Here is a 24,031-nt window from a genome sequence, read left to right on the forward strand (position 1 = left end):
ATCAGGGCGTGCGCCTGCGGTACCCGCGCTACTTGCAACTCGAACAGCTCGTGCAGACATCGCCCTTCGGGATACACCGCTGTGGTCGCGTTCAGATGCTCAATGACGTATCGTGATTCGCGCGCACCGAGTAGCGGTAACTGAGCGACCGGCACAGCGACGTGTGCCTGCTCCAAGCCTTCATGCAACAGACGCTCCACGCCTTCGGTGACGAAGTGGACCGAGGCACGATCCGCATGATCACCGGCAATAATCCATCGATAACACATACTTGCCAGACAGATCTGGAGCGTGAGCTCACGCCCTGTAATCAGGTTTGCCAATGGCTGTTCGTCGGCCAACGCGATGCAGATACCAACCTGCCACGGTTGCGCGCGACGCAAAGCGGCATTCGCTCGGCACAAAGGATGCCGAACGGGAAGCTCGATAAAATACGAAGCATGACCTGTCACGCATGCTCGCTCGGCTGCCGCGAGCTGCGCGAGTTCGTCCAGCGTCGACGAATAATCGACCTCGATTTCCAGCGGGACGCATTTTGCCAACGAAGCGACGAGATCGCCGGTCGACGCGTGCGATTCAACTCGCCACCCCATCTGTATGGCTGTTTCACCGGTCGCACGCGAAATGTAAGCAGCGAGCGCCGCCACAAAAACATCGACGCCGTATCCATTCCGATTACGCGCGCGCTCCGGTAAATCGCACCACGCTGTTACGTGTTGCGTCGAACCGGCTTCGTCCATCGCAAGGCCGGGAATGCGCTGCGAACGGTAGCGAGCCAATCGCGCTGCCCAAAACGGTTCGGCATCGTGGATTGAAGCAAGCGCGAAGCATGAGGTGCCGGGCGTTGCCGCGACACCTTCCGGCAAACGATCACCGGGATAAAGTCCGAACCGATGCGAAGCGGCCGAAGGATGTTCGGGCTGCAAGTCCTCACCGAGAAATCCACTCAACAGGATATCGCCGTCGCCTGTGGCGACCGTCCATCCTTCGTCCGTTACCGCGAGTAAATGCCCGGGTGGATGCCATGCACGCTCGTTCAACGACACTACCCGCGTGACGCTGATGGCGCTTTCACCGAAGGCGATACGAGGCCATGGAAACGTGTTATCGGCATGCTCATCGAGGACGACAGCTTGGAACATCGCATGCACATCCGCACGCGTCGTCCACTGAAGAAAACCGCCATCGCCTTTGCGCCTGCGCAAGGCGTACGGTGTCGTTGCCAAGACAGCGTTGACTGACGGGCACCAAATGTCGGGCAGATCGGCCACCGTCGGATCGTCGTCGTGCAGAAGACGCTCGGCCACGGCGACCATGGCATCGGCATAAGCGGCGAGCTGGGATTGTGTATGGCCGCCCGTGTCGTCGCTCAGCAGTATCTGCGAAGACATGCCATCGCCGTAATCGACCACTGCGATGCTGAGGTCGTCGAACGGCCCGATCGTCGGCGTATGCCAGACAAACTGGCAGCCCGGAAACGCCGGGCCGCAATCGAAATCCATGACATTGATCGCGGGTCCGAACCATCCGCTGCCAAGGCCGTGTTCCCTACGAATGGCCTCGCCACGATACGACTGCCGCCGCACGATACGGCGCATGCCTTGCGCCAGTTGCTGCGCAAGTGCAACGATGCCGATCGCAGGCGCGACCTGCACGCGGAGCGGCACGATATTGGATGCCATGCCAACCACGGATCGAGCCTGTCTTGAGACCCCGGCCACTGGCAGGCTGAGCTGAAGATCGTCGCAATCGACAAGTGAGCGAAGGATCGATACGACGATCGCCATCCACACGCTCGACTCAGGCACACCGTGCCGAGAGGCGACCAACTTCAGCCGCTCCTTGCCATCCCATCGGCGCTCGTAGGCAGCTCGGTCCAGCGTGTCGGTGGAGGGCCAATAGCGGCGCTGAAGTGTCGATGCGTCGAACGAACCTGCGAGATAGTCTCGCCAGAACGATGCATCGGAGCTGCGCGGCGGCGCAAATGATAGGGAGTCGGTAACCACGGCATCCGCGCGAATCGGATCTTCATGGGACGTGTTACCCGCGTCACTCCGGTGTGCTGCGTATCGCGCGCCGATATCGCGTGCGACTAACGCGACGCTACGACCATCGATAAAGAGGTGGTGATAGCACTGATACCAGACGTATCGGTTTGGAGCCCATCGCAATAACACGAAGCGTGATAGGTCGGCCGCCTCGGGCGAACGTGCTGTCGACATGTCGTGCGATATCCAGGATATCGCCTCGTCCCTGCTGGCAACTTCGAGCGTGAGCAATGGGCAGCTCGGTACAGGCAAGCCGACGATACCGACATCTTCATCAATGACCTCGACGCGAGAACGCAGCGCCGGATTAGCCGCAATAACCTGAGCCACCATGTCATTCAACAAAGACGCATCGACGAAACCCTCGACGTCTGCGTAAGCTCCGATCGAGAAAGAACGATCGGGTGTCATCAATTGGGCGACCCATAGTTCCATCTGAGCGGATGAAAGCGGTAAACGTCCAATCGACACTGAGTGGCCGGCACATCGATCCGTCGGTGCAATTACGCTCATGGTTGTTGATCTCTAATTCGAATCCATCAAAGCCTGTCTGCCCGCATAGGGCTTTCCCTTTCGATCAGATGGCTTCCGCCGGCTCTCCTCGCTCTGCGGCGGCATTGAAGTCGGTTGCTACGATGCGTCCGCTATCCAATTTGACAACGCGGTCGGCTGCGTCGAAGTAGCGGTCGTCGTGGGAGATCACGATGAGCGTCTTCCCCATGCGCTTCATCGTAGGAAGAATTGATCGATAGAAGTGATTACGAAAATGGGCGTCTTGATCAGCGGCCCATTCATCGAAGAAGTAGATCGTGCGGTCTTGAGCCTGCGTTTGCAGCAAAGCAAGACGCTTGCGTTGACCAGTCGATAGAGAAAGCTCGGAAAGCCGCCCTTGCGAGGATGAGACTTTGTCGCCAAGCATCAGAGCGTGTAACCATGCTGCGACGGTATCGTCATCGACCGAGTGACCTTGATCGTTCACTACGTCCGCGAAAAGATGAAAATCGCCGAACACGCCAGCGAAAAGTCGACGGTAAGCGGCGATATTATTTCGCACCGGCACACCGTCGATGAGTATCTGCCCAGCGGTCGGAGTAAGCAGGCCGCATAGCAAGAGAAGGAGAGTCGACTTACCTCCACCGTTGCCGCCGACCAGGAATAAGGTCTCGCCACGACGGATGGTCAAATCCAGCGGGCCGAGTTCATAACCGTCGCTGGCACTGGAAGGATGCACATAACGCACGCCTTGCAGCACAAGTTGTTCCCAGCAATCGTTGAGCAACTCCGAAGCCGAAGCCACCGGTGTAGTGATAGATGTTTCGAGAATTAAGCCCAATCGGTTTAGATGCCGTACGCTTGCCATACCCGTGGCCACTTGTTGAGCCATCTGGGTAACGAAGGCGATGGGCCCCATCAAGAACAACGCCACAACGACGAAGTGGGTAAGAACGTTGTCGGTTAAGTGAAATAGGGCGCGACCGGTATACGCAATGGCGAAGACCGAAGCATACGAGACAGTCACCGACCAAGCATTATTGAACCCGACGCGAATATGCGCAGCGACCATCGTCACTCGTGCTGCCGCAATGGCTGGCTTAAGCACCGAACCGGTGAAGTGCTCAGCGCGCGGCGAGCTCACCGACATTTCTTTCTTTCCATCGCTGATTGCGCGAAAGCAGTCGAAGACGGCCTCTTCGGATTCGCGGTGCGCATCGAAGGCTTTTCCGATTGCAGAGGAAAAGATTACAGAAGCAAAAGCAACAAGTGAGATAAACGATGCGAGCACCGCGAAAAGCAACGGCGAAATAGCAACCATGTAGCCGCAATATAAGACAACCAAAAGCGCTTGATAAGCAAGCTGAGGCACGATCAGCGCTAACGGTGCAATGCGGCCGATGTCTTCGATCAAAGATCCCAATATCGGCGATTTGTATTCCCGCAACCGCTCATATTCGACGCGGATGAATCGGCTCGACAACTCGGATCGAAGATCGGCCACCATTTCGCCGCCTAGATGAGCAAGCAGCGACTGCGATGCGAAACCCACGCAAAGCAGCCCCACTAAGCAACCCACACCGCTCAGCAGATCCATAGGCGCAACTTGCTTGACACCTACTGCGACAATCCGATTGATCAGCATCAAGAGCAAAAAAGTGAGCGCCGCATTGATCAGTGACAATACCGCACTGATGATAAGGCGTGATCGGTGTCTTACCAGAAAAGCTCCAATAAACATTGAACAATCGCTCCGTCATGTTCTTAGTCGTTCCGTGAGCACTTTATTGAAATTAATGGTCTCGAGCGATGTCCCGTCTTTGACGAACGAGGCGCCGCGAAGATGACCCAACGCTCCCATTCGGCTCAGCCTTAGAGGCGTTCAACAAAGACATCGTTATTGATTGTAAGCGAGACGCCGCTCACATCGAAGCGTCGTCCCTGCGAGGTTATCACCATATTTCTCAAATTATGTGACGTGAACGCGCAGTTCTTGAACTTTAACTTTTCTTCACACGATTACTTGAGGTCCGTGTCTGTTGCAACAATGCGAGTCGCTCGCTCAATACCGGAAAAATTACCCTCAACTACGATTTTTGATGAGCGACCACTTAGAATGTCGACGAACGTGACGCGATCATGGCTCTTTTCAACTAAAAACGTATCCCGACCAATCGCGAATACCTTGTCCCATTCGTCATCGTTTCGCTGGAGTTCGAGCTGATCACCAACACGGCGGACTCGCCAGTTTTCACTTTTGCCACCCCGGTAAGATCCAACGTACCGGTCCATAATCTCGTTGGCCACAGGAATGCGTTTCGGTTGCGCCGGCTCTATGCCAAGCGCTAGCGCGGCCAACTTCATGCTAATGTCGTTCGGCGACACTGTGCTATTCGTGGAGTTAGCGAGCACCGCTACAAACAAATTGTCGCTCGGAACACGAACCATGGAAGAGAGAAAGCCGAAGATATTTCCGTCATGGCCGACGACCTTCCGGTTTTGCCATTGCCAGATCGCCCAGCCGAACCCATAGCCTGTCGCCGTGCCGTCGTTTAGTCGTCCTGAAGTCCAAGCCTTGTTCATCAAGGTAAGAGGTATGACCTTTCCGCTCTCAAGGCTGGTATTCCAAAGAGCTAGATCGTCGACCGAAGAACGTACGCCGGCGGCAGAGTAGAGTTGAGTGGTACTTACGTATTGCGCGTCAACCAGTCGCCCAAGACGCCGGGCATACCCACGCATCGATCCCTGAACTATCTCACCGCCTTCAGCGTAGACCGTATGCTTCATGCCTAGCGGAAGAAACAGCTTAGTGCGCATGAAATCACCATATCGAAGCCCAGAAACTCGCTCGATAACAGCACCCAGCAAAACGTAATTCGAATTACTGTAATGCCACGCATCACCCGGCATGAAGTCGAGAGGAACAGCTTTAAAAAAATCAATTAAGCGGTCGAGATCCAGCTCTTTCTGCATGGTTTGTCGCCATGTGCTGAGCTCGACGAAGTTTTTCACGCCAGAGGTCTGATTTAGCAACTGCTCAATCGTAACTCGTGGACCAACCTTCGGATAATCTGGAAGGTAGGCTCGGAAGTCTTCGGAGAGAGAAATCTTGCCCTCGCTAACCAGCTTTAGGATCGCAACAGCGGTGAATTGCTTCGTGAGGGACCCTATGCAGTAAACCATAGAAGGATCCGACCGCACCTTCAGTTCGACATCGGCAAGTCCGTATGCGCGCCGAAACAATACCTTGCCGTCCTTGACGACAATTACCGATGCACCTGGCTCCGTGTCGGGAAAGTTGGCTCGTAGAAATGCGTCCATGTCGCGATGCATGGCGCGCGCCGAAGCAGTCGAAGAAACCGCGCAAATGAGCGCAAACATCCATGGTCGCCATGCGAATCTCATCCATTTTCCTGTAGGGACTTGGCAAGAACGGAGGTGTGCTTGGAATAGCCTCTCCCAAGACACCGTGGAAAAGCTTACCTGAGTAAGTATCCCCGGGCAAAGCTGGGGGCTGTAGTTGTATGAGCCGCTCGAAGCGGCTTGGACGGGGTCGCTGACGCGGCCCCTCTGGTATGGCCACCCGACGGTGGCAGGCCTACCTCAGTAATTGAAGCTGCTCCAACCGCCAATTCTCTGTCTATTGATTGCGGATGTACGCTCGGATCATCTATTTGTCTCAACCCACGGTCGAGACGAAATACCCTCGCGCCCAAAAGCTCTACCCCACGAAGTTACGCTTGCGCTGGCCGTACACTTGCGCCAGATGGATCGCGCTCTTTCCCCTGATGAAGCCCACCACCCACGACATCGTATACTTTGGTGGAATGCACAGCATCATATGTACGTGATCCAGCATCAAATGGCCTTCCTGCACGCGGCTTTCTTCTGCTCCGCCAACCGGCGAAACACCTCTCCAAGATACTTTCGAAGCTCGACGTACAACGTTCGACGACGACATTTCGACATGAACACCCCGTGATACAGGCACTCCTATTGCGTGTGGTTTAAGCTTTCGTACTCGTCCATCGGTGATTCTCCTCTCGTGTGCTTGGCGGCTCACGAATCGGAGTTTCTCCGATCGTCAAACTTCTACTGCCTACCCGGCAGAGCCGGCGGAACTCCCGATTGGTTTAACACTTATCCTCAGCCATGAAAATTGCTCGACCTGCGTAGAACCGGCTCCGGATCTGGCTTGCACACCATCAATGCAAGCGCCAAGCGCGGCACCATCTCACACAGACAGAACCGGCGGTTGAAGCGGTAGGCGGCTTCAGCCAGATAGCGCCGCGCGTATTTGCCCTGGCGGATAGCGTGGTGGCTCCCGCTGATGGCGCGCTTGACGTTGCCCAGCAGCACGTTTACCCAACGCGCGCCGCGTACCTCGCAGGCGGCGCGTCCGCCGGCGGTCTCCAGTACGGTGCGGGCATGTCCGGCATCGACAAAGCGGCGAAAGCAACGCAAGCCGTCACTGAAGACCTCGGCGTCGGGCGCCGGATGACGTGCCCGCCAGTCCTTGATGCTGTCATCGTCGAAGCTACGTACCGGCTCGATGACGGCATGTACCGGATGCTCCAGACCGACATCGGTCTCTACGGCAATCAGGAACACCTGTTTGTTCTCCGAGCCGCGACCCGGCTTGCCACCGTTGCGCTCGCCGCACAGATAGGCGTCGTCGATCTGCACAAAGCCGGACAACTGGCGCGATGCCTCGCGCTCAGTCATCGACTGCATGATCTTTTACTTGATGCGCCAGGCCGCCTTGTAGTTCACACCCAGATGCCGCATCAGCTCCGGCGTCGCCATGTTGGTCTTGGTCGCGGTCAGCAGGTGGAGGGCCAGCATCCAGGTATGCAGCGGCAGCTTGGTCGCCTGGAAGATCGCGCCGCTGAGCAGGGTGGTCTGGTGCCGGTAAACGCGGTGCTGGTAGTAGACCTGCAGGCCGCGGTGAAACCGACAACGCCGGCGCTCGTTGCAGACCAGGCAGCGGAAGCCGCGGTCAGCGCGCCCGATACAGTGCGCGATAGCACTTCGTTTCGGTGCCGTATTGCGTGAACTCCACCATCGACAGGCCCGGTTGGAACTGCACAAGATTCATGGCGATGGCGCTCAACCTCCATCTCGAAGATAGCGGTATCGTCCGCTGCTGCTGTCGCAATTCACGCGACGGACGGCTGAGGGCCGAGGCTAATCAGGAAAGTTCAAAGAAGGACTTTAGTCTTCAGTTATAACAAACAGAGTAAATTGTACGTTGCCAGCGCAAACAACGTCATCAACTGGACCCTGTTGTAGCTCAGCTAAGGGAAGCGCTCTCGCGCTGCTATACTATCCAAACCTTTTGTGACGCCGCGCCGATCTATCGCGAAGCAAAAATCCAATGACTATTGATGCTGTTTCGGGTATGCGCCGCGTTGCCTTCGAAAATTTCCCGGTAAGTATTCCACCAGCTTTTGTGCTGCCATTTGACGCAACGCATACGGAAGCCAACTTTGACGAATATGGAATTGCCTGCCCACTTTCAGTTCTACGAAGTTTACCCAAACGTCAGGCGGAGTACTTGGCTGGCCGTCGCGCTGCAATAGCCGCACTCCGTGAGCAGGGGTCAAGTGCGCTTGATCTACCCATCGGCCAAAGACGCGCTCCAGCATGGCCGCCTGGCTATACCGGGAGCATTTCCCATACCTCGAGTATCGCGGTTGCCGTGGCGATGCGCACCTGTAGAGTGCAAGGGGTAGGCATCGACATTGAGCACATTGTTACGCCTGCAGAGCTCGAAGCTCTCCTCGCAACGGCGATTGACGCAACTGAGCTAGCACCGCTGACAACAATCGCTAGAAGATTAGGCTGGGCATTCGCGCTCACATTAGCCTTTTCCGCTAAAGAGAGTTTCTATAAGGCCACAGCTGCTACAGTCGGTCGATTTTTCGATTTCAGCGCAGTAAGGATCGTTGACTGCGGAATCGGGGGCAGCGAACTTAAAGTAGAAGTGACGCAGCCACTTGCCGAGAATATACCAAGCGGCATGAAATTCGCCGTGGGTTACGTGCAAATGGACCAATACACGATCCTGACTAGTTGCGCGTGGTGATTGCCATGATCTTATTCCCCCTGGATCAGTCTTTAGACGAAGATAGTTGCCATGATTAGGGTTCTACCCCGAAATCACGGACGGTTGTAAAAGGGTGGAAAACTTCAAATCCTGCCTGGCGGTCCTTCCCCGCATTCTTGGGTTATGGAAGCGCTCGATGTATTCGAACACATCCGCTCTTGGGGTATCGAGTGTTGGATAGGTCATGCGATAAATCCGTTCGCGCTGGAGCAGGCCGAAGAAGCCCTCGCAAGCAGCGTTATCGCCGCAGTGGCCAACCGCGCTCATCGAGCACACCAGCGCGTTGGCCAGCAAATACTTCCGATAATCACCGCTTCTGAACTGACTACCTCTATCCGAATGCAGGATCACCGGTTCGTTTTGCTGTCGCTGCCATACAGCCGTCTGTACGACCCGGATCACCATCTGCCGATCTTGCCGATGGTGCATCGACCAACCCACCACCCGATGGTCGAACAAGTCCAAGACGACGCATAGATAAAGCTTGCCTTCCCCGGTTTTAATCTCGTTGATGTCCGTGACCCATTTGGTTTCCGGCTCCAATGCGGTGAAGTCCCGTTCCAGCCGGTTGCGCACGCCTGGCAGTGTGAGTGCCGGCCCTGCTCGCATTCCCCCGACGCTTCGGGCGCGGCCAACACTGCAAGCCATCAGCGGCCATCAACCGAGCCACGCGGTTCAGGCCGACCCGCCGACCTTCATCGGCCAGGTCTTCCTGCATCCGGCCGGCACCCAACGCGCCTCGGCCGTCTTCGTGCAGCTCACACATACGCCCCAGCAAACGTGCATTGTCGAGCTGGCCGGCGCGAGGCAGGCGCCGGCTCCATTCGTAATACCGCTGGCCGATACCCGCAGGCAACGGCACATCAGCCGGATCGGTAACTCATCGCGGTAACGTTCGATCACCCGATATCTCAGGATGATCCCTTGGCAAAGAACGTCGCCGCTTCGCGCAAAAAATCTCGTTCCTTCTTCACTCGCGTCAGCTCGCGCTTCAAACGCGCCAGCTCCTCATCCCGTGGCGTGCCCGTGCTGGCAACGCTTCCAGCGCGTCAACAGGTTGTCCCGGATCCCCAGCTCACGAGCCCCCCCCCCCCCCCTGGGCACAACCGACGCCCGGTTGGCTCGCTTGTTCAAGCGCACCACGCTTGAACTCCACACTGAACTTTCTTCGCTTCGACATGAACACTCCTATCGGCCTTCATCGGCCTTCTCGTAAGTGTCAGTGAAATCGGGGGTGAACCCGATATTTCCTCACATCTCATTGGGCTTTGAAGGGCGAGCTTTTTGACGCACCGCTTCTATCGCGTGCTCTGGGACTGCAGTGCAGCTAGCGTGGCTCGGTCAAGAGCCTCCGAAACCTTACGCTGTGACGTCTCGTCGAACTGGATGAGGAAAAGATCAGCCACGGTTGACTCATAGATCTTCCACATGCGCTTGCGTAGGGATCGCCCAGCGTCCGTGATCGTGACATAGGCCGCACGCCCATCCTCGGGCGACCTTGCGCGCGTTACAAGCCCCTCATGTTCTAGGCGATCAACCAGGCGAGTGAGGTTGTAACGCTCAATAACTAGCGCGTCGGCAAGCTCGTGCATGCGACGTGTGCCGCCCTTGCCGCTTTCCACTCCCCACAGTGCGTCATACCACGCGTAGGCGGGCAAGCTCGCCTCGGCCAGTCGACGCTCAATTTCCCGAATCAACGCGCGATGCGAGCGCACAAAAGAAAACCAGAGATCCGGCTCCTTGCTAGCCATATGCAGTGCCTCCCGTACCTGATGAGTTGCAATCGCAATTATATCGCGGCATGATCGTGCAGTATCGATTGCACTTGCAATCGTATGCCGCATTCCTTTGGACCCTTGCTGCCCTACCGTCGCCTCGCGGTCAGGCCCATCTTGTTATTCGGAGATATCCATGAATCAACCTTTCGTGCAGCCCGACATTGATCCGGAGGAAACTCGCGAATGGGTCGAGGCACTCGAGGCTGTGACAAAAACGGATGGGCGGGCTCGCGCGCATTACTTAATGGACCAGTTAAGCGACTACGACGTCAGCCGCCATGGTGATCTTCATGGCAGGGCAACGACGGCGTACGTGAATACGATTGCACGGGAACGGCAACCCGATTATCCAGGTGACCTCGCTGTCGAGCGCCGACTCAATGCTTACATTCGCTGGAATGCGATGGTGGTGGTGCTGCGGGCCGGCAAGCATTCCAACGTCGGCGGCCATATCGCCACCTATCAATCTGCCGCCGTACTTTATGACGTGGGATTCGATCATTTTTTCCGCGGTCGCACCGATACATTTGACGGCGACATGGTGTATGTCCAGGGCCACTCCGCACCGGGCATCTATGGCCGGGCGTTTGTCGAAGGCCGCTTTAACGACGCAGTGATGGACAACTTCCGACGCGAAACGACGGCCGCAGGATTGTCCTCCTATCCGCATCCACGCCTGATGCCCGACTTCTGGCAATTTCCCACCGTGTCCATGGGACTGGGGCCGCTGACCGCAGCCTACCAGGCTCGTTATATGCGCTACTTGGAGTATCGCGGCCTGAAGAAGCACCAAGGCCGCAAGGTCTGGGCCTTCGTCGGTGATGGCGAAATGGATCAACCTGAATCGCTCGCAGCAATTTCCGTCGCCGGCCGTGAACGACTCGACAATCTAATCTTTGTCGTCAATTGCAATCTGCAGCGCCTTGACGGCCCGGTGCGCGGCAATAGCAAGGTAATCCAAGAGTTGGAAGGAACCTTCCATGCGGCCGGCTGGAACGTCATCAAGGTCATCTGGGGCGGCGGATGGGATGCCCTCTTAGCGAAGGATACGAGCGGCCTTCTTCGACAACGCATGATGGAATGCGTTGACGGCGAGTACCAGACGTTCAAGTCCCAGAATGGCGCCTATGTCCGCGAGCATTTTTTCGGCAAGTACCCTGAATTGCTTCAACTGGTCGCTGACATGTCCGACGACGACATTTGGAAGCTCACGCGCGGCGGCCACGACCCTGTGAAGGTTTATGCCGCTTATTCACAGGCAATGAGTATCAGCGGGCGTCCCACCGTGATCCTGGCCAAGACCGTGAAGGGCTTTGGCATGGGTGAGGCAGGCGAGGGTCAGAACATCAATCACCAGTTGAAGAAGATGAGCATGGACGCGGTGCGAGCCTTCCGTGACCGCTTCGCCCTTCCTATCACCGATGCACAACTGGAAGAGATGCCTTATCTAAGGCCTGCAGCGGACAGCGAAGAGGCACGTTATTTCGCGAAGCGGCGAAGCGCCCTAGGCGGCCAGTTACCTGCACGCTTGCATGAGACACCTTCACTGCCTATTCCGGCGCTATCGACTTTCGACAGCCTCTTGAAGGGAAGCGGCGAGCGCGGGCAGTCCACCACCATGGCGTTTGTACGCATCCTCAGTACGCTGCTGAAAGACCCTAATCTTGGCAAGCTCATAATCCCTATCGTTCCGGATGAATCGCGCACTTTCGGCATGGAGGGGTTATTCCGCCAGATTGGTATCCACTCTTATCTGGGACAGCTTTACACCCCGCAGGATGCGGGACAGCTGAGCTATTACAAGGAAGCCAAGGATGGGCAGATTCTTCAAGAAGGCATCAACGAATCGGGCGCCATTTCGTCATGGATCGCGGCAGGAACGTCTTACAGCAATCATGCTCTAACCACGATTCCGTTCTACATCTTCTATTCGATGTTCGGATTGCAGCGCGTAGGCGATCTGGCATGGGCGGCCGCCGATGCTAGGACGCGCGGCTTCCTGCTAGGCGCGACGTCTGGGCGAACGACCCTAATGGGCGAGGGCTTGCAGCATGATGACGGCCATAGCCACGTGCTGTCGTCAGTCATTCCCAGCTGTATCTCGTACGACCCTACATTTGCTTACGAACTTGCCGTCATCGTGCAGGATGGCATGCGCCGCATGTTCGTGCAGCAGGAAGACATCTACTACTACATCACGATCCTCAACGAGAACTACCCCCACCCGGCTATGCCGGATGGCGTGGAAGACGGCATTCTCAAGGGACTCTATCTGCTGCGCGAAGGTAGCAACGCATCGAAGAAAACACCGCGAGTGCAGCTAATGGGTAGCGGCGCCATCCTCAACGAGGTGTTGGCGGCAGCCGATCTCCTTGCGAATAACTACGGGGTTCTGAGCGATATCTGGAGTGCGACCAGTCTCACTGAGGTTCGTCGCGATGGCTTGGCCGCAGAGCGCTGGAACATGCTCCACCCGGAAGCCGAGCCACGCGTTCCCTACGTGCAGACATGCCTTGCTGGCCACCCGGGGCCAGTGATTGTAGCTACCGACTACATGAAGATCGTGAGTGACCAGATCCGCCCTTTCATCCATGGCCGCCGTTTCGTTGCGCTGGGCACGGATGGCTTCGGCCGCTCTGATACACGGTCGTCTCTGCGAACCTTCTTCGAAGTTGATCGGCACTTCGTGGCCTTGGCAGCGCTAAAGGCTCTCGCGGATGACGGACAGCTGCCTCGCTCCCTTGTCGCAAATGCCATCCAAGCGTTCGGCATCGACCCCGAAAAGACCGATCCAGCAGCAGCATGATGCGGGTCGCGGTGATGACCCGACACACGCGCCGATGCATGCAGCGCGACAACTGAGAAATGTATGGATAACTTGAAAGAGTTGCGCGTGCCGGACCTTGGCGGCGCACACGATGTCCCCGTCATCGAATGGCTCGTCAAAGTCGGCGATCGCGTCGCGATCGATCAGGGCGTAATCACGCTCGAGTCGGACAAGGCCATCATAGAAGTGCCCTCGTCCGCTGCAGGTATCGTCAGGGAGCTGAAGGCGCGCCTAGGCGACACCCTTTCCGAAGGCAACTTGATCGCACTGATCGAAATGAAAGACGCCACTGCGGACATCGCGACACCGCTCACTGATTCGATGCAATCCCGGGCAGCAGACGACATACCCTTGATCAAGCGTGTTGCGGTTGCCATCGCAGAGCCGGCCGAAGAGCCATGCATCGACAATAATGAGGCCGGTTCGAGATCGGAGCCCACTTTCGACTCGCCCGGCGACGCGCCATATGCCAGTCCCGCTGTGCGCCAATTGGCCCGCGTACTTGGCGTGGCGTTGTCTCAAGTCAAAGGCAGCGGGCGCAAGGGTCGCATAGTGCGCGGCGACCTGGAGACCCATGCCCAAACTACGTTGCCCGTCGATGACAGACGCGTTGGGACTGCAGGCTCAGATGCACGCGGAGGGCCAAATCTTCTGCCCTGGCCAAGCATCGACTTTGCCAAGTTTGGCGCTGTCGAAACGCAACCGCTCAGCCATGTCCAGAGAGTATCTGGAGCTAATGTTTCCCGAAACTGGATGGTCGTCCCGCATGTCACCCAGTACGACCAAGCCGAAATCACAGAGCTCGAAGCATTCCGCGCACAACTCAATCGGGAGACGGACAAGGATGGCGCCAAAGTCACCATGCTGGCGTTCCTAATCAAGGCATCGGTCGTCCTTCTCAAGCGCTTTCCGCGCTTCAATGCGTCGCTCGACGAGAGCGGCGAAGTATTAATCCTAAAGAGGTACTGCCACATCGGATTTGCAGTCGACACGCCACGGGGAGTGGTCATACCGGTGATACGTGATGCTGATAAAAAAGGTATCCGCGAAATCGCGTGTCAAATAGCGTCGCTCGCCACCAACGCGCGTGATGGGAAACTCGACCCTGCCGACATGCAGGGCGGATGTTTCTCGATCAGCTCACTGGGCGGTATCGGCGGTAACGCATTCACGCCTATCGTGAACGTCCCAGAGGTTGCGATCCTCGGCGTTTCCAATTCGTCTATCCAGCCTGTATGGGATGGCGCCGCTTTTCAGCCGCGCCTTCTGATTCCTCTCTCACTGTCCTATGACCATCGCGTCATTGATGGTGCAGCTGCTGCGCGCTTCACCACTGAACTTGCAAAGTTACTCGGCGACTTTCGCCGCGCGCTGCTGTGAGGACACATGGTGGCGTCATGCCCATAGAAAAGTGGCTCCCTAAAACCCACAAAAGAACTAAACCAATGACAATGCAGCTGTATGGATTCTGGCGTTCGAATGCCGCATTCCGCGTCCGCGTCGCGCTCGCGCTTAAGAAACTTCCCTTTGAGGAAATCGAAGTGGATATCTTGTCCGGCCGACAATTCGACGCCGAGTATGCCGAGGTGAACGCGGAACACGTCGTGCCTACCTTAGTGCATGAGGGACATCGCATTTTCCAGTCGATGGCGATCATGGAGTATCTCGATGATATCCAGCCGGAGCCGCGACTGCTTCCAGTCGATACAAAAGAGCGTGCTTATGCACGAGCGCTCGCGCTCGTGTCGGTGGCCGATGCGCACCCACTGGTCGTGCCGCGCATCCGCAAGCAACTAGGCGTGGCATTCGGTGCCGACGCGGCAGCTATCGAGTCTTGGTGCCGTCATTGGGCGGCGGAAGGATTGGCAACCTACGAACGACTACTCAGCCGACGCCCGGTTGCGCCATTCGCGCTTGGGGGCGCGCCAACCATCGCTGACATCTGCATCGTGGGCCAGGTGATCACCGCCGAACTCTATCAACTCGACGTTACGCCCTTTCCGATGGTCGCGTCGTTAACCAAACGCTGCTTTGAACTCCGTGCATTCGCCGATGCACATCCATTTAAGCAGGCGGGCTACAGAACCTGACGCGGGCTTAGGTGGGTCACATCGCGTCTGCATCGGGCAACTTCAGTACACACTTGCCTCCACGAACTAGGCCAGTGAGTCCGCGCCATGGTCTAGAGAAGCGCCTTGAGGGCAAGCGCCGGCTTTCATTCGTCTCCTTGTCATTTCACTCAAATCAGGTCTTTTAGTAGCACTGGTTTGATCTTGTGATCGACCCATCTCGACACACGAAACTTTGCCTATTCCACTCTAGATCGAGGCTCCGCCTCTAACGAGTTGTTAGGCCGGCCCAATAACCCGCTTTTCTTTTAAAACCCGCTTCGCCTCCTAAGAGCTCGCGAGATTTGGAAGGACTATTGCTTACTCCGAATCCCGTTGTTGCCTAGGACGTTCTAGTTGTTGGTCGAGCGCATGATGAATAATGAGAGGCTTAGCTTGAGGCGCAAACGATTCGACCGAAGGCCAGATGCCTGCTTGAGCAACGACGACGCTCCGACCGTTAAATGTCACTGCAGGCGAATCTTACAACTTGTAGCCAAGCGCAACCGCCTCACTCAAACGGCTCAAAACCTTTCATCATCTGCGCCGGCGAGGATACGATAGATGGGAAGCCCATCAGGTGAGGCTTGCATCAGACAACTTCCTTACTCGTCGGTAATACATGTTAGCCATATAGCGGCCACGCTCTGGTTCTCGGCCTGCAGCGGAGCCATAGTTTGTGGTTGCGCAGAGACATTACCGAGTGCTGCAGGGGCGCCAGATCGCGTCAGTGCAAACGTGGTGCCTCGGCCTAATAGTTGACTCCGTCTTCCTTTCGACGCTCGAATTCCGAAAGGCGTTTTTTTATGTCTGATCACAAAGCAGCACAAGTTAAAACGAATGGCATTGCTGATTAGCTAGTTCTGAACCTACCTTGATAGTCGCGCGGCGAGAGCCCTGTCTTACGCTTGAACAATTGGCGGAAAGTGCTGATGTCAGCATAGCCAACCTTTTGGCAAACGCCGTCGACACTGAAACTTCCGGTTTCCAGAAGTCGTTTCGCAACCTCGATACGTAATATTTGTAGGTATTCAAGCGGCCCGATTCCCATGGCCTGTTTGAACCGACGGTTGAGCGTGCGCTCACTGACTGAGAGATGTGCTGCCAGATCGGGCAAGTGGAATCCTTGATCAAGTGTCGCCTCCATTTTTTGCTGAGCCTTCGCCACCAGCCTGTCATGGTGGCCGTGCTCTTCAAGCAACGTTGCGTAAGATGCCTGCGAGATACGATTGGTTTCAATCAGCAGCGTCTTCGCGGTGGTGGCCGCAAGGTCAGCACTTACAAGCTTGGCGACCAGCCGGATGGCGAGGTTCAGATAGGATGTGACTCCCGCGCCGGACAAGATGCGATCTTGCTCAGTCAGGATTTCGCTGGCGCGAAGTTCGACCCTGGGATAGCGCCGCGCGAAGTCATTCGCTTTTGCCCAGTGGGTCGTCGCGCGGCGCTCATTAAGGAGGCCGGCCTCGGCAAGCAGATAATTGCCGGTGCAGTAGGACGCCAGAATGGCGCCCGCTTCATGCTGGCGTTGAAGCGCCTTGGAGAGCGCCGCCATTTGATCGCGCCGTGCTATGAAAGCATCCATGTCCATGACGAAGGGCGCCGTCACCAGCACGGCGTCTGCTTGCAGGCGAGGGTTGATCTTGCGGTCAACTTCTATGCTCTGTCCTGAAGCAGATCGGATTGAATTGCCATCGAGGGATTCGATCGACCACCTCAACTTTTGCAGAGGCACCTTTCCTGAGGCCGCTTCCCGAGCAATCAAGCTATTGGCAGCGGTGAAGACATCAATCGGCCCGGCTACACCCGAGGCAAGAATGCCCTCATAGACCCATATTCGTATGATCACGCTGAATGTCTGAATTTCCTTTAATAATGGCGATACTGCCACTGCCTTAATTTTGACGCAAGGGCGATATTCCTTGCATCAACTTTTCCCGGAAGGACATCGCCATGCCAATGATTGACCTAACCATCCCCGAGGGCGCCCTCACCTCTGAAGCCGAAGCGAAACTGATAAAGGAAATCACCAACATTCTCATCAGTGCGGAAGGCTTTGACCCCGCCAACGAATTGGTGCAGAGCGTCTCCGTTGCCTTCGTTCAACGGCCCTCGGCTACTTTCGTTGGAGGGGCTCCCGCCCCAAAGCCGTGGTATCGACTTACAACAAGTGTTCCAGAGGGCAAGTACACCCAAGAGGCCATTCTCACTCTGGTCAAGGAAGTTACCGAAGCCTTTGCTCGAGCCGAGGGCGCAAGCTTTGAGGATGTCGGATCAAGACTCTGGGTATTCCCAGTTGAAGTGCCTGATGGAACATGGGGCGTGAACGGCGCAATAAGCCGTATCGCGGAGATTCAAGCGCTCCTCGCGCGCAAGGGCGACGAGGCGATCGGTCCAGCGTTGCTAGCCCGTCGACGCCGCGCTAAAGCGCTGGAAATCCTCGAAGCGGCAGCCGATGCCGTCCGGCGTGAATCGTAGTGGCGAATCACAAGCCGACAATAAAGAGCCGCTTGCTTTACTGCACACCAGGCGATGACGAAGCCTGGCCAATAGCAGCACAAGCAAGCCGGCTTGAGGTGCGTCGAGGACACTGGCCAGCCAAAGCGGGCCTTAGGCCTCTTCCATCAGTCGCAGGGAAAGGACGCCACCACTATTGAACACAATAGGTGCGCCAAGGGCTGAGTTGCCCTTGGCGTACGCTTGTACTCCTCAGCTCACTAGCGACTTGCGGGCGTCAAGTATCATGCTTCTTGTAGCCTGCCATCAGGCGAGCCCAAGGTCGTCATAAACCGCTGGTCTAGTTCACCCGCGAACGGAATGTGGAGCCACGCTGCAACGTGCTGTCGTGCTTCACGCAACAGCTGTGAATACTTGGCGGCGCTGTTGATTTCTAACCCTAGTCTCCGCAACCTCCTCATCTTGAGATCTACGGGCTCGTTGCCGGGCGAGTATTCGTACCTGAGCGCTAAAGCCGAAAATCGACCGTGAGGCTGGATTTCCAGTGAGCGCACGGCCTGCTCGACCTCTGCGGCTATGCTACAAACGGACGGTGTATTCGTTTGCTCCGATTTAATCGCCGCCAAATATTCACACGCCCACGCGCTTAAACGTGTTTCAAGTTCGCCTTTTCGTCTCATCCATACTCCGATATTGGTCAATCAACAGCGTTAAATGCAGGTTCGACTCACACCCTCACGATCAGGGAGCATTCGTGTACTGAATTCCATTCGTTCCTGCACTGGAACATGCCTTTTGCCGAGAGGGCTTGACGAATGCCAGTTCTAATTCGAGCGTCAGATGGCAGTCGTAAACCGTTCGCAACCGCCATTCGTCAGTGACTAGGCACCTTCACTACTACGACGGCACCGGCACTAGCGCAGACAACGAGCAGCGTGCCGATCATCTGTAGTCCAGTCATGGGCTGATGCAGCACAACGAAACCCGCCAGTGCGCCAATAGCCGGCTCGAGACTCATTAATACGCCGAACGATGAAGCAGTCATTCTGCGCAAGGCGATCATCTCGAGCCAATAAGGCAACAGCGGCACCAGCATGGCGAGCCCCGCCGTAGCCGCGACACCGGCAGGCGTTAGACGCCCTATGCCTTGGCTTAAGCCAAATGGCGCCACCAGGACAGCTGCGACAAGCAGTGAAGTGGATAAACCCTCCATTCCTTGAAACGCAGCTCCTACTTTTTTCATCAGCACGATGTAGCTTCCCCAGCCAAGCGCTGCACCGCACGCTAGGAGCACGCCGACAGGCTCGCCGCTCCATCCAGACTTGTCGTGCGCAAGCAACAAAACCCCCGAAAGTGCCAACAACGGCCAGAGCAAAGCCCGCGCTTGGCGAACACTGAAGGTCGCAACACAAAGAGGACCCAGAAAATCGATCGCAACCGCCAGCCCAAGCGGAATTCGTTGGATGGCAGCAAAGAAGCAAAGGGTCATGCATGCCATTGCGGCGCCCAATGCGCCCGCCGCGCGCCAGTGTGAACCCGTATAGCTGCGCAGCGGCGGCCGTACGATGAGTACTAGGGCCAGCGCGGCCCAGCAAAGCCTTAGCCACGTTGTCATGACTGAGCCGTACGCGCTCATCACAGGAGCCGATAACGCTGCTCCGAACTGCACGCTGGACATCGACAGCAACGTTAGAACGACGGGGAATCTACGCACGGACGTTTGTACTAAGTTGACTACACCGCTTCGCGTTGTGGGCTCGGTGGTTATATCGACTGGAGGTATAGGGTTTTCTTGCATGGATATTTCCTGGGGTCTTAGTCGGAGAGCCGCATCTTGTTAAGTCAAGTTCGACGTGGATACATCAGCAAGAGGCGAGCGGCGCCCTAATTACCGTCGTGCTTTGATACTCGATATCTAAAGCGACATTCGATTGGATCCTCAGGTATCGCCCTGAACGGTTACTCGTTTTTCACTGGGAAGGAAAAGAGAGAGCACTGCGGCTGCGATGAGCAATACAACGTTGCACGCGATTGCGGCACTGAATGCATGCGCATAGCCCGCCAAGTCTTTCCGCGCGCCCAAAGCGCTGTAGAACACCCCACCGACGATGGCAACCCCGAGCGCCGCGCCAATCTGAAGCGTCGTCATCACGATCCCCGAAGCGAGGCCCGCGTGGCGCGGAATGACATCGCCAATAATTGCCTTGATGACGCTCGGCATCACCACGCCGTACCCTAGTCCCGCGCACGCCAACCCTTCCTCCAGCCCGATCACTAACTGATAGTTGACGCAAACCATGACGATCCCGAAGCCCACAATCTGGAGGGCGAATCCAAGCGTCAGCGCGTAATTACCAAAGCGCCGCATGACATGGGACGATATCGTGGAGCTTAGAAAGAAACCGACGGCGAACGGCAGTGTTGCAAGACCAGCCTGCAGAGGTGATTTTTGCAGTCCGCCTTGTAGATACACCGAGAAGGTCAGGTAGAACGCTGACAGCATATAAAAAAGCAGTCCCATGACGATGCCGATTGCGAATCGCGGATTCCGGAATAGCGATAGTTCGACAAGCGGATCGAGATCTTGAGCAGATAACCGAGCTTCGTATCGGATAAAAGTAATGAACGCCAGAGCTGACAGAAGCACCACTCCCCCCATCCATCCTGGCCAATCGACCTCTCGTCCCTCGATCAACGGATAGACGAGGCACCCGAGCGCTACGGACAATAAAACCACGCCCCTGATATCCAGCTTTTTTGCGTGCTCAGGCAAGTTTTCTTGAAGAAAAAAAATGCCTCCAAAAAAGGCGATGAGGCCGATCGGTACGTTCACCAAAAAGATCGCCTGCCACGCCAATCCAAAGGGATGCGCGGACACCAGAATGCCTCCTAAGACTTGGCCGCAAATATTGGCCAATCCAAATGTGGCGGCATACATCCCTATTGCGCGCTCCTGCTCACCGTCAGAGAAAAGCACGCGAATTGATGCAAGCACCTGCGGCGCCATCATGGCCGCCATTAACGCTTGCAGGATGCGCCCTACCACTAGCATGAGTGGAGACGCCGCCAGGCCGCACAGCAGGGACGCCACGGTAAATCCGGCCACCCCGGCTACGAACATCCTTTTGCGTCCGAACAAGTCGCCAAAGCGCCCGCCGGTAATCAGCATGACGGCATAAGTCGCCGCATAAGCGGATATAACAAACTGGACTTCGCCCGACGACGCGCGCAGGTCGCTGCGGATCGACGGCAATGCAAGATTGACGATGGTGAAGTCGAGGATCGGTAGGAATGCCCCTGTCAAAAGGACGGCTAAAGCCAGCCATCTTTGAGCGTTTAGTTCTCCTTTTGAAGCTGCCTGGTCACTGATTTGTCTGGTTGGAAACGGGCGCATACGTACTCCGGAATTGGCCGACAGACGCTCCAGCGCTGACACCTTTAAAAGAGAGTCGAGCGTTATCGCCAGGGTGGTGTTGACCGGATACTGATGCTGGTTCATCATAATTTACAGATATGAGTTGATATTTGAGTCATAACATCTAAGGATGGTTGAGCAATGGCAAGCCTCGACGTCGACGCCGTTCAAGCATTCGTCCTAGTCGCTGATCTGGGCAGTTTTACCCTGGCGGCACATGCGATCGGAACGTCCCAAGCGGCCGTTAGCGTGAAGGTGAAACGCCTCGAAGATCGATTGGGATTTCGATTGCTGGATCGAACTCCGAGGAAGGTGCAACTGTCCGCACAGGGCTTGGGCTTTCTCAATCCGGCGAGAAACTTCATTGCCGCGCACGAGTTGGCGATCGGCGGACTGTCCAGTAATCCCCGAAGACTGGTCGTTGGAATAAGCGACCAGGTTGCGGGACCCCGATTGCCCGCGTTGCTGGCCAAGCTGGGTACCTATGATCCAGCGCTCGTCATCGAAGTTCATATCGACTCCTCGCAATGCCTGATGCAAGCCTTCGATAAAAAAACACTCGATGCGGCGATAGTGCGGCGCGAAGACGACAGACGCGATGGAGAAGAACTGACGCGAGAGCGGATTGGGTGGTTTGCATCGGCTGATTGGGAGCATTGCGAGGCGAGTCCTCTGCGACTTGCGTCGCTGTCTATGGGATGCGGAGTTCGTGGAAGCGCAACTCAAGCCTTAGACAAAGCTGGCATTGCCTGGACTGAGGTGTTTATCGGTGGCGGCATGGCTGCAATTGGCGCTGCGGTTTCTGCCGGATTGGCTATCGCAGCGCTCGCCCACAGCGTCGCCCCCATTGGCACCGTCGAGGTCGGTCGTCGATACAATTTGCCTCCGTTGCCAGACTCGGATGTTGTGCTTCATTCCACGACGACGGATGCGGCGTTTCGAGGAGCGTTACGAACCTTGGCGGCCTATTTCAGGGGCAGCAATGTCGTCGGTTCGAGCGATGAAAAATCGAGTTGAATCAACTAAAGACCTCCAGTTGGTATAGCTAAATTGCTCTAGACGACATTCGCGTCCGACGGCTGCACCATGCAAATTGAAAACCGGCCAATTGAGCAGTGGCGACATCGCGAACTGCATCTGTCAGCGCAGCCTACTTGCGGTCCAACGCGCTCATGCCGCCCGAAAGTTCACGCCGCCGGATCGGTGACCTGGCCTATCACTACGGTTTAAACAGCAATCGCGACTCAAGTAGGAATTCGACCGCGCGCCGAGCGAAATTTGTGAATCCGCCAGGAGCGCGTAACGCCTCACGCAACGGCACACCGACGCTGACTACAGCGGCTGGATCGCGGTCGTGATCAGGCAAAGGCTGCCTCCGCGGCGGAAGTATCCTCGAAGATTCGGTAGTGACGGATCAGGCCGCTATTGATCTGCGCAACAACCGTGAACTCGCTCTTGAAGGTTCTTCCCGTCTTGCGCACGCGATGTTGCATAAAGCCGTACGCGAATACGTAATCTTCGGCCTCAGCCCATTTCTTGATCTCGAAGATCTCGGTCTCGAACTGTTCGGCGAGGGTGCTAAGCAGCCGCTCAACACCGGACTTACCGACGAATCGTCCGTAGATCGGCAAATGGGTCGGACCCTGCGGCTCGAACACCGTCGCGTCGTCGATAACGGCAAGCGCGCCCGGTACGTCGCGGGCACCGACCTTCGAGAAGAACTGTTGCAGCGGATTTGGGCCCATACAAACCTCCGTGAATGATGAAAGGCGAAGCAGGATTATCAAAACCAGTTTTCGCCGCGATGCCGATATATCGTTGCCAAGTTGCTATGACTTCAGCAGCGCGAGCTTGTCGTTGACGTCAGACAAGCGTGACGCTCGGCCGGGTTTCGACATAGTTGAGTTCAGCGCGAGGAACGTCTGCGGGCTGGCCGGCATCGCGCAGGAAGATAAGATTGCGCCAACGGGAGACTCGCCGCGACATACACCGCAGTCGATGTGTTAGTCCGGGTCGGTGACGAGAAATTTCGCACTCTCGTGAAGGCCATCTACCGGACGCACCTCGACGCGATCGATGTAACGACACAGGGTGCAGTTTTCGCTAACGACGTGTTCCATCGAAGTACTCTTTAATATCGTCTAGATAATGAAAGGCATTCCAACGACTGAAGGGCTAAAAAAGAGGCAACGCTATGTAGGCGCAAAATTGGAGTCTTCAACGACGACGACATGGTGTTCGAGATATTCAGGCTTTTCGATGAGAAAGCGGCCATCCACTTTGTGGTAACGAGCACGCTCTACGTCGTTGACGGCAAAGGCCAAGATAGCTTCCATGGAGCGCCACCAACTCAATGTCGAGACTTCGGTCGATCCATCTCCACAGTCACGCAGCAACATCTGGCAGCCAGCATTGCCGGGCGTATATAGATAGTCCTCTAAACCGGTGCCCTTGATGTAACTGAGATATTTGTCTCGATCCTCCGTCCTTATTTGTGACGACCAGCGACGTAGAATCAGAGGCTCCAACTTCGCCATCAATCATCTCCTCAGTTAACTAGAATGGGGATGCGGCGGGATCGAAGACCGGCGGAGGACCCACTCCCTGACCGAACCATGAAAGCTAGCGATTGCCAATCACGATGAACTGGCATCCAAGCCGAATCCCAGAAGCGAACACCGCATTGAGTATTTTCCATCGAGCAGGATCTCTACAGTGATTCTTGCGAAGTTAGCGGTCTGCGTTTCGGACGGACGGCCGCAGTCTTTAACATCGCGGCCGGCTAGATGCTCCTACCGCC

General features: G+C 56.3%; 14 protein-coding genes and 4 pseudogenes. 6 read left to right on the forward strand and 12 right to left on the reverse strand.

Annotated features, from left to right (window positions below):
• The 5 genes and pseudogenes from HDE78_RS09175 to HDE78_RS09195 form a co-directional block, all read right to left on the reverse strand.
• Positions 1-2,459: condensation domain-containing protein (locus HDE78_RS09175; protein ID WP_255457728.1), on the reverse strand; the 2,459-nt coding region annotated here is incomplete at its 3' end.
• Positions 2,460-2,625: 166 nt separating this feature from the next.
• Positions 2,626-4,281 (reverse strand): cyclic peptide export ABC transporter, encoded by a 1,656-nt coding sequence (locus tag HDE78_RS09180; RefSeq protein WP_179478541.1) that lies wholly within the window; start codon positions 4,279-4,281, stop codon positions 2,626-2,628.
• A gap of 278 nt (positions 4,282-4,559) precedes the next feature.
• Positions 4,560-5,921 (reverse strand): serine hydrolase domain-containing protein, encoded by a 1,362-nt coding sequence (locus HDE78_RS09185; protein WP_179478543.1) that lies wholly within the window; start codon positions 5,919-5,921, stop codon positions 4,560-4,562.
• A gap of 259 nt (positions 5,922-6,180) precedes the next feature.
• Positions 6,181-6,509: pseudogene (gene tnpA, locus HDE78_RS09190) on the reverse strand (IS200/IS605 family transposase).
• A gap of 177 nt (positions 6,510-6,686) precedes the next feature.
• Positions 6,687-7,644, reverse strand: a pseudogene (locus HDE78_RS09195) (IS1595 family transposase).
• 273 nt (positions 7,645-7,917) lie between these two features.
• On the opposite strand from HDE78_RS09195, the gene HDE78_RS09200 reads away from it, so the two are divergent.
• Positions 7,918-8,628: a 4'-phosphopantetheinyl transferase superfamily protein gene (locus tag HDE78_RS09200; protein ID WP_179478545.1), complete on the forward strand. Its 711-nt coding sequence runs from the start codon at positions 7,918-7,920 to the stop codon at positions 8,626-8,628.
• Positions 8,629-8,691: 63 nt separating this feature from the next.
• Here the strand turns inward: HDE78_RS09200 and HDE78_RS09205 are convergent.
• Positions 8,692-9,829: pseudogene (locus tag HDE78_RS09205) on the reverse strand (IS3 family transposase).
• 118 nt (positions 9,830-9,947) lie between these two features.
• Entirely contained in the window at positions 9,948-10,400 is a 453-nt protein-coding gene (locus tag HDE78_RS09210; RefSeq protein ID WP_179478548.1) for a MarR family transcriptional regulator, read from the reverse strand.
• 160 nt (positions 10,401-10,560) lie between these two features.
• Here HDE78_RS09210 and aceE point away from each other — a divergent pair, with 160 nt between their 5' ends.
• From aceE to maiA, 3 genes and pseudogenes are all read left to right on the forward strand, one after another.
• On the forward strand, positions 10,561-13,233 hold the full coding sequence (aceE, locus tag HDE78_RS09215; RefSeq protein ID WP_179478550.1) for a pyruvate dehydrogenase (acetyl-transferring), homodimeric type: 2,673 nt from the start codon (positions 10,561-10,563) through the stop codon (positions 13,231-13,233).
• A gap of 54 nt (positions 13,234-13,287) precedes the next feature.
• Positions 13,288-14,634 (forward strand): annotated as a pseudogene (gene aceF / locus HDE78_RS09220) (dihydrolipoyllysine-residue acetyltransferase); the annotation flags it as partial.
• 65 nt (positions 14,635-14,699) lie between these two features.
• Entirely contained in the window at positions 14,700-15,344 is a 645-nt protein-coding gene (gene maiA / locus HDE78_RS09225; protein WP_179478554.1) for a maleylacetoacetate isomerase, read from the forward strand.
• A gap of 871 nt (positions 15,345-16,215) precedes the next feature.
• Here the strand turns inward: maiA and HDE78_RS09230 are convergent.
• Positions 16,216-17,250: a helix-turn-helix domain-containing protein gene (locus HDE78_RS09230; RefSeq protein WP_218862229.1), complete on the reverse strand. Its 1,035-nt coding sequence runs from the start codon at positions 17,248-17,250 to the stop codon at positions 16,216-16,218.
• Positions 17,251-17,312: 62 nt separating this feature from the next.
• Here HDE78_RS09230 and HDE78_RS09235 point away from each other — a divergent pair, with 62 nt between their 5' ends.
• Positions 17,313-17,837, forward strand: a complete 525-nt coding sequence (locus tag HDE78_RS09235) for a Tautomerase enzyme (RefSeq protein WP_179478556.1) — start codon at positions 17,313-17,315, stop codon at positions 17,835-17,837.
• An 853-nt stretch (positions 17,838-18,690) separates the two neighbouring features.
• Here the strand turns inward: HDE78_RS09235 and HDE78_RS09240 are convergent.
• Both HDE78_RS09240 and HDE78_RS09245 read right to left on the reverse strand, forming a co-directional pair.
• Complete coding sequence (locus HDE78_RS09240) at positions 18,691-19,494, reverse strand: EamA family transporter (RefSeq protein WP_218862231.1); 804 nt, start codon at positions 19,492-19,494, stop codon at positions 18,691-18,693.
• Between the two features lie 261 nt (positions 19,495-19,755).
• Positions 19,756-21,315 carry an MFS transporter gene (locus tag HDE78_RS09245; protein WP_218862232.1) on the reverse strand — a complete coding sequence of 520 codons (1,560 nt, stop codon included), beginning with the start codon at positions 21,313-21,315 and terminating at the stop codon, positions 19,756-19,758.
• Between the two features lie 57 nt (positions 21,316-21,372).
• Between HDE78_RS09245 and HDE78_RS09250 the strand changes: the two genes are divergently transcribed.
• Positions 21,373-22,248, forward strand: a complete 876-nt coding sequence (locus HDE78_RS09250) for a LysR family transcriptional regulator (RefSeq protein ID WP_179478560.1) — start codon at positions 21,373-21,375, stop codon at positions 22,246-22,248.
• Between the two features lie 341 nt (positions 22,249-22,589).
• Here HDE78_RS09250 and HDE78_RS09255 read toward each other — a convergent pair whose 3' ends face one another.
• Both HDE78_RS09255 and HDE78_RS09265 read right to left on the reverse strand, forming a co-directional pair.
• A complete protein-coding gene (locus HDE78_RS09255) occupies positions 22,590-22,976 on the reverse strand; it encodes a nuclear transport factor 2 family protein (RefSeq protein ID WP_179478562.1) in 387 nt (128 codons plus the stop codon).
• 447 nt (positions 22,977-23,423) lie between these two features.
• Positions 23,424-23,768: a hypothetical protein gene (locus HDE78_RS09265; protein ID WP_179478564.1), complete on the reverse strand. Its 345-nt coding sequence runs from the start codon at positions 23,766-23,768 to the stop codon at positions 23,424-23,426.
• Between the last annotated feature and the right edge of the window lie 263 nt (positions 23,769-24,031).

The sequence above is a fragment of the Rhodanobacter sp. K2T2 genome, from assembly GCF_013408815.1.
In the GTDB taxonomy this organism is placed as follows: domain Bacteria; phylum Pseudomonadota; class Gammaproteobacteria; order Xanthomonadales; family Rhodanobacteraceae; genus Rhodanobacter.

Bases quoted from the DNA above. Each gene is read 5' to 3' on its own strand.
- HDE78_RS09180 (WP_179478541.1), bottom strand. From the start codon at position 4,281: ATGTTTATTGGAGCTTTTCTGGTAAGACACCGATCACGCCTTATCATC.
- HDE78_RS09185 (WP_179478543.1), bottom strand. From the start codon at position 5,921: ATGTTTGCGCTCATTTGCGCGGTTTCTTCGACTGCTTCGGCGCGCGCC.
- HDE78_RS09200 (WP_179478545.1), top strand. From the start codon at position 7,918: ATGACTATTGATGCTGTTTCGGGTATGCGCCGCGTTGCCTTCGAAAAT.
- HDE78_RS09210 (WP_179478548.1), bottom strand. From the start codon at position 10,400: ATGGCTAGCAAGGAGCCGGATCTCTGGTTTTCTTTTGTGCGCTCGCAT.
- aceE (WP_179478550.1), top strand. From the start codon at position 10,561: ATGAATCAACCTTTCGTGCAGCCCGACATTGATCCGGAGGAAACTCGC.
- maiA (WP_179478554.1), top strand. From the start codon at position 14,700: ATGACAATGCAGCTGTATGGATTCTGGCGTTCGAATGCCGCATTCCGC.
- HDE78_RS09235 (WP_179478556.1), top strand. From the start codon at position 17,313: ATGCCAATGATTGACCTAACCATCCCCGAGGGCGCCCTCACCTCTGAA.
- HDE78_RS09240 (WP_218862231.1), bottom strand. From the start codon at position 19,494: ATGTCCAGCGTGCAGTTCGGAGCAGCGTTATCGGCTCCTGTGATGAGC.
- HDE78_RS09245 (WP_218862232.1), bottom strand. From the start codon at position 21,315: ATGAACCAGCATCAGTATCCGGTCAACACCACCCTGGCGATAACGCTC.
- HDE78_RS09250 (WP_179478560.1), top strand. From the start codon at position 21,373: ATGGCAAGCCTCGACGTCGACGCCGTTCAAGCATTCGTCCTAGTCGCT.
- HDE78_RS09255 (WP_179478562.1), bottom strand. From the start codon at position 22,976: ATGGGCCCAAATCCGCTGCAACAGTTCTTCTCGAAGGTCGGTGCCCGC.
- HDE78_RS09265 (WP_179478564.1), bottom strand. From the start codon at position 23,768: ATGGCGAAGTTGGAGCCTCTGATTCTACGTCGCTGGTCGTCACAAATA.